The 14,838-nt window shown below is 67.3% G+C and carries 12 protein-coding genes; 7 read left to right on the top strand and 5 right to left on the bottom strand.

The features are described 5' to 3' along the window. The first annotated feature begins 387 nt into the window (after positions 1-387). Entirely contained in the window at positions 388-828 is a 441-nt protein-coding gene (locus tag ACMPH2_RS04395; RefSeq protein ID WP_009279636.1) for an arginine repressor, read from the top strand. A 116-nt stretch (positions 829-944) separates the two neighbouring features. Here the strand turns inward: ACMPH2_RS04395 and ACMPH2_RS04390 are convergent, their stop codons facing one another. Further along, on the bottom strand, positions 945-3,131 hold the full coding sequence (locus ACMPH2_RS04390) for a transglycosylase domain-containing protein (protein WP_417118730.1): 2,187 nt from the start codon (positions 3,129-3,131) through the stop codon (positions 945-947). A gap of 161 nt (positions 3,132-3,292) precedes the next feature. Between ACMPH2_RS04390 and ACMPH2_RS04385 the strand changes: the two genes are divergently transcribed. Together ACMPH2_RS04385 and ACMPH2_RS04380 are read left to right on the top strand one after the other, a co-directional pair. Further along, the gene (locus ACMPH2_RS04385; protein ID WP_200781425.1) at positions 3,293-3,715 is read left to right on the top strand and encodes a hypothetical protein; all 423 of its coding nucleotides are present in this window, start codon (positions 3,293-3,295) and stop codon (positions 3,713-3,715) included. A 5-nt stretch (positions 3,716-3,720) separates the two neighbouring features. Beyond that, a complete protein-coding gene (locus ACMPH2_RS04380) occupies positions 3,721-4,197 on the top strand; it encodes an alpha/beta hydrolase (protein ID WP_197414918.1) in 477 nt (158 codons plus the stop codon). Positions 4,198-4,475: 278 nt separating this feature from the next. Here ACMPH2_RS04380 and ACMPH2_RS04375 read toward each other — a convergent pair whose 3' ends face one another. Beyond that, positions 4,476-5,681, bottom strand: coding sequence for an iron-containing alcohol dehydrogenase (locus tag ACMPH2_RS04375; protein ID WP_417118729.1), 1,206 nt, complete (start codon positions 5,679-5,681; stop codon positions 4,476-4,478). Positions 5,682-5,838: 157 nt separating this feature from the next. Here ACMPH2_RS04375 and ACMPH2_RS04370 point away from each other — a divergent pair, with 157 nt between their 5' ends. Continuing rightward, on the top strand, positions 5,839-6,081 hold the full coding sequence (locus ACMPH2_RS04370; protein ID WP_303131896.1) for a hypothetical protein: 243 nt from the start codon (positions 5,839-5,841) through the stop codon (positions 6,079-6,081). 193 nt (positions 6,082-6,274) lie between these two features. Here the strand turns inward: ACMPH2_RS04370 and mscL are convergent, their stop codons facing one another. The 3 genes from mscL to ACMPH2_RS04355 form a co-directional block, all read right to left on the bottom strand. Beyond that, the gene (gene mscL / locus ACMPH2_RS04365; RefSeq protein ID WP_009279631.1) at positions 6,275-6,721 is read right to left on the bottom strand and encodes a large conductance mechanosensitive channel protein MscL; all 447 of its coding nucleotides are present in this window, start codon (positions 6,719-6,721) and stop codon (positions 6,275-6,277) included. A gap of 101 nt (positions 6,722-6,822) precedes the next feature. Beyond that, complete coding sequence (dtd, locus tag ACMPH2_RS04360) at positions 6,823-7,284, bottom strand: D-aminoacyl-tRNA deacylase (RefSeq protein WP_417118728.1); 462 nt, start codon at positions 7,282-7,284, stop codon at positions 6,823-6,825. 69 nt (positions 7,285-7,353) lie between these two features. After that, the gene (locus tag ACMPH2_RS04355; RefSeq protein WP_417118727.1) at positions 7,354-8,991 is read right to left on the bottom strand and encodes a carboxypeptidase M32; all 1,638 of its coding nucleotides are present in this window, start codon (positions 8,989-8,991) and stop codon (positions 7,354-7,356) included. Between the two features lie 226 nt (positions 8,992-9,217). On the opposite strand from ACMPH2_RS04355, the gene ACMPH2_RS04350 reads away from it, so the two are divergent. The 3 genes from ACMPH2_RS04350 (at position 9,218) to nifJ (ending at position 14,717) form a co-directional block, all read left to right on the top strand. After that, entirely contained in the window at positions 9,218-10,195 is a 978-nt protein-coding gene (locus tag ACMPH2_RS04350) for an ROK family protein (protein WP_417118726.1), read from the top strand. Positions 10,196-10,344: 149 nt separating this feature from the next. Next, positions 10,345-10,797, top strand: coding sequence for a PTS sugar transporter subunit IIA (locus tag ACMPH2_RS04345; RefSeq protein WP_009279627.1), 453 nt, complete (start codon positions 10,345-10,347; stop codon positions 10,795-10,797). 398 nt (positions 10,798-11,195) lie between these two features. Continuing rightward, positions 11,196-14,717, top strand: a complete 3,522-nt coding sequence (gene nifJ / locus ACMPH2_RS04340) for a pyruvate:ferredoxin (flavodoxin) oxidoreductase (RefSeq protein ID WP_417118725.1) — start codon at positions 11,196-11,198, stop codon at positions 14,715-14,717. The last annotated feature ends 121 nt before the right edge of the window (positions 14,718-14,838 follow it).

Genomic DNA, 14,838 nt, shown 5'->3' with positions numbered 1-14,838 from the left:
TCCGTAGCACTCTGGCGGACGCGCCCGGAACGTGCGCAATCGCACCACGTGCATCACATATTACGGCAGGCTGTCAGAACGGGTGCCAGGGGAGCGGCTAACGGAGGCCTGGCCAGGCAAGGTGCTAGTATCCTGGTCCCATGGGTCGGCGGCGCTGCGGCTGACGGTGCTGCCTGGGTCGCGTTGGGAAGGGCGTCGCGTGGCCACCGCGCCGGTAAGGAGATGGCCTGCGCATATCGAAGCACCTTGTGCGTTTAGCCAATACTTCTTGACTTTTATTTACATGCTGGAGCACAGTAAACATGTTTGTGAGAAAACCTTATCGCATATGCGTAAAGGGTGAGAATCGCGTCGCTCGTCGACGCATGCATATTGGGAGGACGAGTAGTGGTCAAGAGGCGCAACAACAGGCAGGACGCCATCAGGGACATCGTGAGGGGCAAGTCGATCCGCACCCAACGGGCGCTGGTGGATGAGCTTCAGTCCATCGGCTACAACTGCACTCAGGCGACGGTCTCGCGCGACATCGCGGACATGGGGTTGCGCAAGCTCGCGGAGGGCATCTACGTGCTGGCCGAGGACCTTCACCTGCAGCGCATGGTCTCCGAGTTCGTGAGCGACGTGGAGAGGGCTGGCAACCTCGTGGTCATCAAGTCGCAGCCCGGCACCGCCCCTGGTGTCGCCGCCGCAGTCGACGCCGCCGCGCTTCCCGAGGTCAAGGGCTCCGTTGCCGGCAATGACACCGTCTTGGTCGTCTCGGGCAGCGAGGATGCCGCGAAGGACCTGGTCAACCTGGTCAGCAAGCTGAGGGACACGCACAACAAGTAGGAAAGGGCGCACCTCTCGCTCGCATCTTTTGCCATAGAAAGCGGCTTGCCCCCGGCACGCGCACTTCCGGCGCCGGGGGTAAGCGTGTCTTGCGGCAATGTGCGTGGGGAAGGTGCCTACTCAGTCGTCGATCTGCCTCCGCCCGCCGTCTCGGCCGGGGGCGTGGACTCGCCCGTGCCGGACGTCCCGCCCGTCGACGCGCCAGACGCCCCGCCCGTCGACGCGCCGGGCGTAGCCTGTGTGCCGCCTCCGGACTCGGACTCGTCACGGGTGCGTTCGCGAGTCTGCCTCTGGGTCTCCTCGTCGACCTGGGTCTCTTCCTCGTCGTCCTCGACGGTCTCGTAGTAGTAATAGTTGCTGTTCGTGTACTCGTTGGTCTTGCTGAACTTCCAGGAGCTGTTCTCCTTGTAGGTGGGGCTGGTCGTGACGCTGGGGAACTCCGCCCGGTCGACGCCGTCGAGGGCCTGGTTCACGAAGCTCACGAAGATGGGCACGGCGGTGTTGTAGGGGTGGCCGTAGGAGCCGCCCACGATGACGGGGGCCTCTTCCTGGTAGCCGCACCACACGGCGACGGAGAGCTGCGGGGTGATGCCGCAGAACCAGAGGTCGCGGTAGTTCTCGGAAGTGCCGGTCTTGCCGCCCACGGGCTGGTTGGCACTCATGGTGTAGCCCACCACGCTCGCCGTGCCGCCGCTGCGCGTGACGCCCTGGGTCACCTTGCGGATGTCCTGGGCCACGGAGGGCTCGATGACCTGCGTGGGGCTGTCCTGGTGCTCGTAGACTGTGTTGCCGTTGCGGTCCTCTATCTTGGTGATGGCGATGGCGTCGCGATGCACGCCGCCGGAGGCGATGGTCGCGTAGGCCTCGGCCATCTGCACAGGGGGCACGCCCTCGGTGCCCAGGGTGATCGACTCGTAGGCGGGAAGGTCGACGTCAATGCCCATGGCCTTGGCCATGCTGACCACCTTGTCCGCGCCGACGGCTTCGATGACCTGCACGAAGCCCGTGTTGGACGAGATGGCGAAGGCGTTGGCGAGGCTCAGGGTGCCGTAGCTCTCGTTGCCGAAGTTCTGGACCTTCCAGGTGGGGGTGAACTGCATGGGGGAGTTGCAGTTGATGAGCACGCTGGGGTTCATGCCCGCGTTGAGCGCCGCCGCCAGCGTGAAGATCTTGAAGCTGGAGCCCGGCTGCCTGCGAGCCTGCGTGGCCAGGTTGAACTGGTTCTCCGAGTAGTCCCGGCCGCCCACCATGGCGACGATGTAGCCGGTGCTGGGGTCCACGGCACAGAGTGCGGCGTCGAGGCGGTCGTTCCCGATGGACTCGAGACGGCTCTGGACGGCATCCTCGGCCGCCGCCTGCTTGCTGGGGTCGAGGGTGGTGTAGACCTTGAGGCCGCCCTGCATGACGGTGTCCTGGTCGAAGTCCTCAAGGAGCAGCTGCTTCACGTAGTCGGTGAAGTAGGGGTAGTTCGCCGCGGCCTCGGAGAAGCTGCCCTCGTTGAGGGTGAGCTCCTCGGAAACGGCGGCGTCGTGGTCCTCCTGGCTGATGTCGCCCTCGTTGAGCATGTGGTCCAGGACCGTGTTGCGCCGGGCCGTCGCCGCCTCGGGGTTCGAGAAGGGGTCGTAGGCGGAGGGGGACTGGGGGAGGCCGGCCAGCGTTGCCGCCTCGGCCAGGGTCAGGTCGCTCGCGTGCTTGTTGAAGTAGGTGGTGGACGCCGCCTCGATGCCGTACGCGCTGTGGCCGTAGTAGATTGTGTTGAGGTACATGTTCAGGATCTGGTCCTTGCTGTACATCTTCTCCATCTGGATGGCGATGTACGCCTCGCGGACCTTGCGCTTGATCGTCTGCTCGAACTGCTCGTCAGAGAGGACGGTGTTGCGGACGAGCTGCTGGGTGATGGTGGAGGCGCCCTCGGAGCCACCGCCGAGCTGGGCCACGACCGCGCGCAGGATGCCCTGGGGGTCCACTCCGTTGTGCTGGTAGAAGCGGCGGTCCTCGGTGTCGACCGTGGCCTGGAGGACGTACTTCGAGATCTGGTCGAGGTCGACGCTCCTACGGTTCTGCAGGTAGTACTCGGCGATGGTGGAGCCGTCCGCGGCGTAGACCGTGGTGGGCTCGGCGACCAGGTAGGCGTTGGCCGAGGAGTAGTCGGGCAGGCTCTGGAGCCAGTTGCTCACCATGGCGCCGAGAGAGATCGCCAGCGTCACGAACAGCAGGGCGATGAAGCCGAAGACCCCGGCGATGCCAAACCCCACCACGTGGGTGCGGGAGTGCATGTGGGCCCTGCGGGTGCGAATTCCCATGTATTCCTCCTCCAAGGAAACAGTCACTCCCAAATTATATGCCGAGTTGACAAAGCGTTTTGGGATGGGTCCTACCCTCGACCCGGATACCATGGGGCAGACCGAGGCCTAGACTGGACGCGACGTCCCGAGAGTGCCCACGGGCGAGAGGAGCCCCAGACATGCCCCGACCAGCCTCCATGGCGCTCGCCCTCGTCCTCCTTGCCGTGCTTGCGGTGTGCGGCTTCGCGCTCTACATTGCCTCGACCATCGCACGCCCCCACGGGAACAGCCTGACAGAGGAGCGCCGATGGGAGCAGGACCACGGGCTCTGGGGAGACTTCGAATCGCTGGAGAGGACGGCGTACGTCGCGCCCGGCAAGGACGGCTACGAGCTCCACTGCGAGCTCGTGAGCGCGCCCGAGCCCAGCGACCGCTACGTGATCATCTCGCATGGGTTCAGGGCCAATCGCTACGGTGCCGCGAAGTACGTCGGTGCCGGGGGAGCCTCGGCTACAACTGCATCGTCTATGACCTACGCGCCCACAGAGAGAACGCACCTGCCACCTGCACCCTGGGCAAGGCCGAGTCGGAGGACCTCCTGACGCTCGTGGCGGACGCCCGCGAGCGCTTCGGCGAGGACATCACCCTGGGGCTCATGGGGGAGTCTATGGGGAGCGCCACCACGCTCTGTGCCCTGGGGTCGAGGCCGAAGGTCGACTTCGCCGTGGCGGACTGCCCCTTCGCCAACCTGCGCGAACTCCTCCGATCCGGCTACGACCAGGCGCGCGTGGGTCCGCTCCTGCCCGTGGTGGACGCAGCCTGTCGCCTGCGCTATGGCTTCGAGCTCGCCGAGACGAGCCCCGTCTCGGCGCTCGCGGGCAACCGCGTCCCCCTCTGCCTCATCCACGGGGAGGACGACGCCCTCATCCCACCCTCCAACAGCGAACGCTTGCGCGACGCGACCGCGGGTTACGTCGAGCTGCACCTGGTCCCGGGAGCGGGCCATGCCGAGTCGCGCGAGGCGCTGGGCCAGGAGGGATACGCCCAGATCCTCTCCGCATTCCTCTCCCGCGCAGGCGTCTAGGACTTCCGCCGACTACGTCGAACGCGCCGCACTTACGTCCGACTACGTCGAATGCGCGGCCTTTAAGCCCGACTACGTCGAACGCGTCTAATGCCGTCGCGTTTGCCCAGTTGCCAGAGGGCGGAGAGACGTATCGGACGTATTCGCGCAGAATCGAGACGCGTCGGACGTAGTCACGCGTGAGAAAGACACGTCGGACGTAGTCACGCGTGAGAAAGTCGCGCAGGACGTTGCCGCGGGCGGGCGACGTGCGATCGGCATGTGCGCGGGCGATGCGACTAGAACGCGGAGAGGTAGATCGCCCGGGCGTCGTCCATGTCGAGCGGCCTGACCTCTCCGAAGACCGGGCCCTTGTTCTGGGCCAGGGTGCGAACCCAGGCGTCGACGTTGGAAGGCGAGAGGCCCAGCTCGCCCAAGGTGCGCGGCATTCCCAGCTGGGCGAGGAAGTCCTCGAGCGCGTCGATGCCCGCCAGGACGGCGCGCTCCCGTGCCGCATCGCTGCCGTCGTCCGGCTCGATTCCGAAGACCCCTCGGGCGAAGGAGAGGAAGGGCTGCGGGTTGGAGCGCCAGGCAAAGCGCATCCAGGTGGGGAGGATGACCGCCAGGCCGGCGCCGTGGGCCACCTCGGGGTGATGGGCCGATATCTCGTGCTCGAGGCCGTGGCTCTCCCAGCCGCCCGCGCGTCTGCCGGCGGCAGGCCCCCTTCCGCAGCCGCAGAGGTCGTTGTGCGCCAGGCTGCCCGCCCACATGAGCGTGGCGCGGGCGTCGTAGTCGTCGGGCCGCCCGTGCACCACGCGCGCCGCGCCCATGATCGCGCGGATGATGCCGTGGGCGACGTTGTCGGTTACGGGGACGGGTCCGGCGTTGCTGAAGAGCCGTTCGCAGACGTGGCAGATCATGTCGGTCACGCCCGCAGCGGTCTGGTAGGGAGGGAGCCCGAAGGTCAGCTCGGGGTCCATGACCGCCACGCGCGGGCGCAGGGCATCGGAGCTCGTGCCCTTCTTGACCTGCAGCTCGTCGTTGCTGATGACGCAGGAGGCGGAACCCTCGGACCCGGCGGCGGGGATGGTGAGCGCCACGGCGACGGGGAGGCAGGCGCCGACCTTCGCCTTCCCGCAGAAGAAGTCCCACACGTCGCCCTGGTAGGGCACGCCGAAGGCTATGGCCTTGGAGCTGTCGATCACCGACCCGCCGCCCAGGGCGAGCACCAGGTCAACGCCCTGGGCACGGGCGAGCTCGATGCCTTCGCGCACGAGGGAGACCTCGGGGTTGGGACGCACGCCTCCCAGCTCGTCGAAGTCGACGCCTGCCGCGACGAGGGAGGCTCGGACGCGGTCGAGCGCGCCGGAGCGCGCGACGGATCCGCCACCATACACCAGGAGCGCGCGTCTTGCGCCAAGCCCCCTGACCTCCTCGCCCACGCGGTCGACGAAGCCGCGGCCAAAGACGAAGCGGGTGGGTGACTGGAAGATGAAGTCGTTCATGCTGCCCTCCTGGCGATTGACTGACCTCAGGCTACTCCTCGTGACGCGGAGCGTGGTCGAAGGACGGGCACAAGAGAGAAGTTCCTCTCACCTAGGAATAGAATGCAGACAAGGGCGCGCGCCGGGGAGTGCCGCGCCAGGGGAAGAGGGGATGGCCATGGCAGGGCTCCACTGCAGCGACTGCGTCTTTGCCGAGTTCTCGCTCAACGAGAGGACCGGGATGTACCAGGGGACCTGCAGCCGGGGCTTCACCCTGGCCGATCCCCGCGTCCATCACGAGCCCGAGATGTACTTCGCCGCGCGCGAGGACGGCCTGGTCCCGGTACGCGACCCCTTTGGCAGGGAGTACCTCCGGACCAAGAACATCTGTGACCGCTTCCAGCCTCGCAAGAAGGAATAGCCGCGCGGCATCCGCCCGAGGTGCTTACCTACTTCGGTGGCGTCCGCCTGCGCCTGGCGTCCGCCTGTCGTCGCCGGGAATCCGCCCCGAGGCACTCGTCTCCCATGATGGCGGGACACAAGAAAGGGGGACGCGCCCGAGCACGTCCCCCTTGGCCTTGCCATGTCCCGGCTGAGTGCCGGTAGCGTGGTGCCTATGCCGCGTGGGCGCCGCCCTCGATCTCTCCGCCGCAGTGGGGGCAGCGCGTGGCGCCCTCCTTGACCTCCTCGAGGCAGTGGGGGCACACGGGCGCGGCCGCGGCCTCCTCGACGGCCTCCTTGTGACGGAGCTTGTCGGCCTGCTCCTGCATCTTGTTCAGGGCCTTGACCATGCAGAAGACGACGAAGGCGATGATCAGGAAGTTGATGATTGCCGAGATGAATGCGCCGAAGTCGATCACGGTGTCGGCGTTGACGGGAATCTGCAGGCCCGAGACGCCGGTGCCGCCGCCCGTGACGAGGGTGATGAGGGGGTTGATGATGTTGGACACCAGCGACGTCACGATGGCGGTGAAGGCGCCGCCGATGATGATGCCGACGGCCATGTCCATCACGTTGCCCTTGGCGATGAACTCCTTGAACTCGCTCATGAACTTCTTCATTTGATAGAACCTCTCCTTGGTTAACGCCAAATGTGCCCAATAGTCTAGCCACTTTTCGGCGAACGGTTTCGCAGCGTTTGCAAAGCAGGAAAAAAGCCCCGCTACCACCTTGGGCCGGCGAGCTCGTCGGTGTCGAGCCAGATCGTCACGGGGCCGTCGTTCACGAGCGAGACCTGCATGTCGGCTCCGAAGACGCCACGGCCCACGTGGGGGCAGTCTCCCTCGGCCAGCTCGCAGAAGCGCTCGTAGAGGGGGACGGCGACGTCGGGCCGGGCAGCGCCCGTGAAGCCCGGGCGGTTCCCGTGGCGCGTCTGGGCATAGAGGGTGAACTGGCTCACCACCAGGACCTCGCCTCCCACGTCGGCAAGCGAGAGGTTCATCCTGCCGTCCTCGTCGTCGAACACCCTGAGGCGGCGGACCTTGTCCCAAAGCCTCTGGGCGGTGGCCTCGTCATCGTTGGGGCCCACGCCGAGGAGCACGAGGTAGCCCCTGCCGCAGCGCCCCTTGAGCTCCCCCTCGACGCGCACCTCCGCGCCCGTGACCCTCTGAAGCAGCGCCCTCATGCGCCCTCCCCACAAGAAGGCCCCGGACGGCTGTGCGTCCGGGGCGCGTGCCCGGTCCTGGCCCCTGCCCTACAGGCCGTAGATGGCCGAGAACTTCTCGACCAGGTAGTCGCAGTAGTGGCGCGCGTCGAAGGGCTCTCCGCAGGCGTCCTCGACGATCTGCGCGGGGTCCTTGGAGCGGCCGAAGCGCCACACGCGGTCACGCAGCCAGGCGCGGATGGGGGCGAGGTCGCCCGACGAGAGCACGCCCTCCCAGTCCATGCCCTCCTCGATCATGCGGTGGCGGAACTGGGCCCCGTAGGCGCCTCCCAGCGCGTAGGTGGGGAAGTAGCCGAAGAGCCCGTCGGCCCAGTGGGTGTCCTGCAGGGCGCCGTGGGTGTCGTCGGTCACCTTGACTCCCAGGTAGTCCTTGTAGCGCTGCCTCCAGAGCCCCGGGACGTCCGTCGCCTTCGCCTCGCCTGAGAAGAGCAGCTGCTCGATCTCGTAGCGGATCAGGATGTGCAGGGGGTAGGTGAGCTCGTCGGCCTCGGTGCGGACGAGCGAGCCCTCCGCGCGGTTTGTCGCCAGGTAGAACTGGTTGGGCGTAACGCGGCCCAGCTGGCCCCTGAAGTGGCGGGACATGGTCCCGAGCAGCGTGGGGGCGAAGGCGCGGTCGCGGCCGACGTAGTTCTCGAAGAAGCGCGACTGGCTCTCGTGGATGCCCGAGGAGGTGCCGCCCTTGAGCGAGGTGTAGTTGAGGCTGGGGTCGACGCCCGTCTCGTACAGGGCATGACCGCCCTCGTGGAGCATGGTGTACACGTTGCTCACCACGTCATCGGGGTGGACGTGCGCGGCGATGACGGCGTAGTTGGTGGTGAGCGCGTCCGAGTAGGGATGCTCTGTCTTGGTCAGGAACATGACCTTGGGGTCGAGGCCCTCGAGCGCCATGAGGTCGCTCGCGAGCTCCCACTGGCGCCTCTCGTCGAACTTGCCCTCCACGCAGCTGCGGCTGGGCTGCCACCGCTTTGCCTGGATCTGCGCCAGCAGGGGGACGACGGTCTCCTTCACCTGCGAGAAGAAGGCGTCATAGAAGGCGCGGTCGCTGCCGTGCTCGAAGTCGTCGAGCCAGACGTCGTAGGGGTCCGCCTCGGGCCTACGAAGCTTGGCGATGCGGCGCATGGAGTCGACCACGCGGTCCAGGTAGGGCTCGAAGGAGGCCCAGTCGTTGGCGTCCTTGGCCTTGCGCCAGACGGCGTCGGACTCGGTGGTGAGGCGCGTGAAGGCGGACGCCTCGACGGCCGGGATGTCTACGAGCCTCGAGCGGTCGCGCGTCAGGACGCGCACCTGGGCGCGCTGGGTGGGCGAGAGGAGCTCGCCCACGGAGCCGAGGCGCTCGAGGAGGGCGCCCGTCTCGGCCGAGCAGAGCAGCGCCTGGTCCTCCTCCTGGAGGATGGAGAGGGCCTCGCCGCGGTCTTCCGTCGCCGCCTCGGGGTCGATCGAGGGGCCGTAGCACTCGATGCCGATGGAGGCATAGCGGTGTGCGAAGAGGTGCCGCTCGAGGTCGTTCAGGGCCGCGATGTCGGCCTTTGGGTTGGCCAGGGCGGCGGGGTTGGGGCTGGCGGGCATGCCGGGGATGCTGGTCTGCCCCGCGGCCGTCGTCGTCGCGGTGGCGGCGACGGGCTCGTCGAGGTCGTCGAAGCTGGGGATGCCGTCGGTGGTCTCGGCCATGTGAGCTCCTCTTCTCTGCCCGCTCGCGCGGGCGCGTCTTGTCTGCCTGTCCAGAGTCTAACCCCGAAGCGCCGGGACCCGTCGCGATTCCGCCGCCGCCCACACCGTCTGCGTGCGCCCCGGTCCCGCGGGCGGCGTCTTGTTGGATAATCGTTGCAGACGGGCCGGGACCCGGGGGCCTCGGGTCGGGCGGCCCGCCCGGCAACGACGACGGAAGGAGAGGGACATGTCCGACGAGCTTGGCGGTCGCACCGACGACGGCAGGTCCTGCGTGCTGGGAATCGACGTGGGCGGAACCTCCATCAAGGCGGGGCTCATGAGCTGCGAGGGCGAGCTCTTGGGCACGACCAAGATCCCCACGGGCTCCATCGTCGGGCAGGAGGCGTTCCGGCGCATCGTCGAGGGGTTGGACGCGCTCGTGGCCGGCCAGGGCAGGGTCGCGGACGACCTCCTGGCGGTGGGGCTGGACGTTCCCGGGCCCGTGGATGACGAGGGCCGCGTGGGTCTGCTCGCCAACATCGACCTCGACGCGGACGGCCTGCGCGCCGCGCTCAGGGAGGCGTACCCCGGGGCCACCCTCGCCTTCGTGAACGACGCGAACGCCGCGGCCCTGGGCGAGCTCTGGAAGGGCTCGGGCAAGGGCATGGGGAGCTTCGTCATGATCACGCTGGGCACGGGCGTCGGGGCGGGCGTGGTGGTGGACGGCAGGCTCGTCGCCGGCGCCTTCGGGGCTGCCGGCGAGGTGGGGCACCTCACGGTGGAGCCCGGCGAGGAGCGCGTCTGCGGCTGTGGCAGGAGGGGCTGCCTGGAGCAGTACGCCTCGGCCAAGGGCCTGGTCTGGCTGTATCGCGACCGCTGCGCCCGGACGGGCGCCAGGCCCGTTCCCATAGCGCATGCCACCGACGCCGTCGCCGTCTTCGACGCATACCGCGAGGGAGACGAGGCGGCGGCATGGGCCGTGGGCCAGATGTGCCAGAAGCTGGGCTTCGCCCTGGCGCAGGTCTCCGCCGTGGTGGACCCGGCAGTCTTCCTCATCGGCGGCGGCGTCGCGGGCGCCTTCGACCTCTTCGGAGAGGAGCTCGCCCAATCCTTCCGCTCCCACTGTCTGGCACCCTCCGCCGCCGCGCGCATCCTGCCCTGCGTCCTGGGCAACGACGCGGGCATGTACGGAGTCGCCTACGAGGCGCTGCTCCAGCGCGGCTAGGCGGCCTCGATGGGACCGCATGGTTCCAATGGTGGTATCCTAACCTTGTCTTTCTGGCACCTGCCAGGGCCCGGCGCGCAGGCATGCCAGCCTGCCTGCCAGGCACGAAACAGAGCGCGGTTCTCGCCCTCGTCCCGAAGGAGCAGCCAATGAGTGACTTTGTCCAGGCATCGCACGTATTCCTCGACAACCCCGCGAAGAACGTGGACGAGGCCCTCGAGTTCCTCTCCAGGAAGGCGGTCGAGCTGGGCGTCGCCGACGACGAGCGGGCCGTCCTCGACGCCTTCAAGGCGCGCGAGGCAGAGGGCACCACGGGCATGATGTCCGGCTTCGCCATCCCCCACGCCAAGTCCGCCGCCGTCAAGGAGGCCACCGTCATGGTGGTCAAGTTCGCGGGCGACGTCGAGTGGGAGTCCATGGACGACAAGCCCATCGTCGTGGCCATCGCCCTGCTCGTCCCCGGGGCCGAGGCGGGCACCACCCACCTGCAGCTCCTCTCGAAGGTCGCCGTCATGCTCATGGACGAGGGCTTCAGGAACGACGTCCTCGGCGCCACCGACGAGGCGAGCATCGCCGAGCGCATCAACTCGAAGCTCGACTAGGCGGCACCCGGCCCCCTGGGGCCCGCCGCCACGCCGTGCGAACGCGTCACGAGGGGAGGGGAGAGGATCCCCTCCCCCTTTTTGCGCGTGGTGTCCCCGATCGTGTCGCGCACGAGCATAATCCCAGCTCATCCGGCCGGCGGCCGGCCGAGGGGGCCATCCCTGCGTGCCATCGTCCGCCCTGGCGGCCCGAGGGGCCGCAATGCTCCCGGGGGCCTGACAAAGGAGGCTCCCGTGCCTGTCCGTTGCGCTATAGTGAGACGTGTCTGGGCCGTTGCCGCATGGAGAGGCGCGTGGCGGAGGTCCAAGCAGCGCTGGTCCCCGGGACCGAGGGTCCTGGGGCGTGATTCTGCAACAGCCACCGGTGTGGTGGACCGTATCGCTTCGAAGGAGAGGATATGGCAAGAAAATTCAAGTCTATGGACGGCAACGAGGCGGCAGCCTGGGTGTCTTACGCCTTCACCGAGGTCGCGGGCATCTACCCCATCACGCCGTCCAGCCCCATGGCCGACCATGTCGACCAGTGGGCGGCCAAGGGCCTGAAGAACGTCTTCGGCACGCCCGTGCGCGTCGTCGAGATGGAGTCCGAGGCCGGTGCCGCAGGCACCGTCCACGGCTCGCTGGGTGCTGGTGCCCTCACCACCACCTACACGGCCTCCCAGGGCCTGCTCCTCATGATTCCCAACATGTACAAGATTGCCGGCGAGGGCCTGCCCGGCGTCTTCCACGTGTCTGCGCGCACCGTCGCCTCCCACGCGCTGAACATCTTCGGCGACCACTCCGACGTCATGGCCTGCCGCCAGACCGGCTTCGCCATGCTGGCCGAGGGCAACGTCCAGGAGGTCATGGACCTCGCCCCCGTCGCCCACCTCGCCGCCATCGAGGGCAAGACGCCCTTCGTCAACTTCTTCGACGGCTTCCGCACCTCGCACGAGATCCAGAAGGTCGCCACCTGGGACTTCGAGGACCTCAAGGACATGCTCGACATGGACGCGGTCCAGGCCTTCCGCGACCACGCCCTGAACCCCGAGCACCCGCACGCCCGCGGCGCGCACGAGAACGGCGACATCTTCTTCCAGCACCGCGAGGCCTGCAACGCCACCTATGACGCGCTTCCCGCCGTCGTCGAGTCCTACATGGACAAGATCAACGAGAAGCTCGGCACCAGCTACCACCTCTTCGACTACTACGGCGCCGAGGACGCCGACCGCGTCGTGGTCTGCATGGGCTCCTTCTGCGACACCCTCGAGGAGGCCATCGACTACCTCAACGCGCACGGCGAGAAGGTCGGCCTGGTCAAGGTCCGCCTCTACCGTCCCTGGTCCATCGAGCACTTCGTCAAGGCGCTCCCCAAGAGCGTCAAGAAGATCGCCGTCCTCGACCGCACCAAGGAGCCCGGCTCCATCGGCGAGCCCCTGTACCAGGACGTCGTCACCGCCCTCTACGAGGCCGGCATGAGCGACCTCACCGTCGTGGGCGGTCGCTACGGCCTAGGCTCCAAGGACACCACCCCCGCAGACGCGTTCGCGGTGTACACCGAGCTCAAGAAGGACGAGCCCAAGCGCGAGTTCACCATCGGCATCGTCGACGACCTCACCAACCTCTCGCTCCCGCGCGAGGAGGACACCCCCAACACCGCGGCCCCCGGCACCATCGAGTGCAAGTTCTGGGGCCTCGGCGGCGACGGCACGGTCGGCGCGAACAAGAACTCGATCAAGATCATCGGCGACCACACCGACAAGTACGTCCAGGCGTACTTCCAGTACGACTCCAAGAAGACCGGCGGCGTGACCGTCAGCCACCTGCGCTTCGGTGACTCTCCCATCCGCTCGCCCTACTACGTGACCAAGGCCGACTTCGTGGCCTGCCACAACCCCTCCTACATCACCAAGGGCTTCAAGATGGTGCGTGACGTCAAGCCCGGCGGCACCTTCCTGGTCAACTGCCAGTGGGACCTCGAGGAGCTCTCGCAGCACCTCAACGCCGAGGCCAAGCGCTACATCGTGAAGAACGACATCCAGGTCTACACGATCGACGCCATCGACCTCGCCATCGAGGTCGGCATGGGCAAGCGTACCAACACCATCCTCCAGTCCGCGTTCTTCGCGCTGGCCAAGGTCCTGCCCGCCGAGGACGCCCTGAAGTACATGAAGGACGCTGCCACCAAGTCCTACTCCAAGAAGGGTGAGGCCGTCGTCGCCGCCAACCACAAGGCCATCGACGCCGGCGCAACCGCCTTCAAGAAGCTCGAGATCCCCGCTGACTGGGCGACCGCGACCGACGAGCACGTCGAGCTGTCCCTCGAGGGCCGCGAGGCCATCGTCAAGCAGGTCAAGGAGCTCCTCGGCCCCATCAACCTGATGGACGGCGACTCCCTGCCCGTCTCGGCCTTCAAGGACAACCCCGACGGACAGTGGGAGCTCGGCGCCTCCGCGTACGAGAAGCGCGGGACCGCCGTCATGGTCCCCCATTGGGACGAGTCCAAGTGCATCCAGTGCAACCAGTGCGGCTACGTGTGCCCCCACGCCACCATCCGTCCCGTCGCCCTTGACGCCGACGAGGTCGCGGCCGCGCCCGAGAACATGCGCATGCTCGACGTCACCATGCCCAAGGATAGTGGCCTGAAGTTCGCCATCGTCGTCTCCCCGCTGGACTGCATGGGCTGCACCAACTGCGTCAAGGTCTGCCCCAAGGACGCCCTCACCATGGTTCCCCAGGAGAGCGAGTCCGACCAGGCGCAGGTCTGGGACTACGCGGTCAACCACGTCACCGAGAAGAAGGAGCTCCAGGGCAACAACGTCAAGGGCTCCCAGTTCCACAAGCCCCTGCTGGAGTTCTCTGGCTCCTGCGCCGGCTGCGCCGAGACCTCCTACGCGCGTCTCGTGACCCAGCTCTTCGGTGATCGCATGTTCATCTCCAACGCCACCGGTTGCTCCTCCATCTGGGGCAACCCCGCGGCCACCTCGCCCTTCACGGTCAACGCTGAGGGCCATGGCCCCGCGTGGAACAACTCCCTCTTCGAGGACAACGCCGAGCATGGCCTGGGCCTCGAGGTCGGCTATGAGGCCGAGCAGAACCGCCTGGTCGAGCTGACCGAGCAGCTGCTCAAGGTCGAGGGCCTGCCCGAGTCCCTCAAGGACTCCGCCACCTCCTGGCTCGAGGACCACAGCAAGGATGCCTCCGCGGCCTACGTGGCCGAGCTCGAGGGCTCCGACAACGACGTTGCCAAGGCGATCCTGGCCGACAAGTCCTACCTGTCCAAGAAGTCCTTCTGGATCTTCGGCGGCGACGGCTGGGCCTACGACATCGGCTTCGGCGGGCTCGACCACGTCCTGGCCTCCGGCCGCAACGTCAACGTCTTCGTCTTCGACACCGAGGTCTACTCCAACACCGGCGGCCAGGCCTCCAAGGCCTCCAACCTGGGCCAGGTCGCCCAGTTCGCGGCGGCGGGCAAGGAGACCAAGAAGAAGTCCCTGGCCGAGATCGAGATGTCCTACGGCTACGTCTACGTGGCCCAGGTCGCCATGGGCGCCAACCCCATGCAGACCCTGAAGGCCATCCAGGAGGCCGAGGCCTACGACGGCCCCTCCCTCATCATCGGCTACAGCCCCTGCGAGATGCACTCCATCAAGAAGGGTGGCATGACCAACTGCCAGAACGAGATGAAGAAGGCAGTCGACTGCGGCTACTGGAACCTCTTCCGCTTCAACCCCGACGCCCCCGCCGGCAAGAAGTTCGTCCTGGACTCCAAGGAGCCCAAGGGCGGCTATCAGGACTTCCTGATGAACGAGGCCCGCTACGCCCGCCTGACGACCGAGTTCCCCGAGCGCGCCGAGGAGCTCTTCGCGCGCAACGAGGAGGCCGCCATGGCCCGCTACGCGCACCTGCTCAAGCTCAAGGAGATGTATGCCGAGTCCTAGCGCAGCTTGCCTGACGGCATCCGCCAGTTAGCCGAGGGGCCGGGGGAGAGATCCTCCGGCCCCTTCCTTGTGCGAAGGTCGTACTGGTCCCACGTCCCGATGACAGGGACTTGTGTGCCAC

Origin of the sequence: Olsenella phocaeensis, assembly GCF_048189965.1 — a bacterium.
Classification (GTDB): domain Bacteria; phylum Actinomycetota; class Coriobacteriia; order Coriobacteriales; family Atopobiaceae; genus Olsenella_I; species Olsenella_I phocaeensis.
The sequence above is the reverse complement of the archived record's forward strand: the minus strand, read 5'-3'. Positions and strand labels throughout refer to the sequence as shown.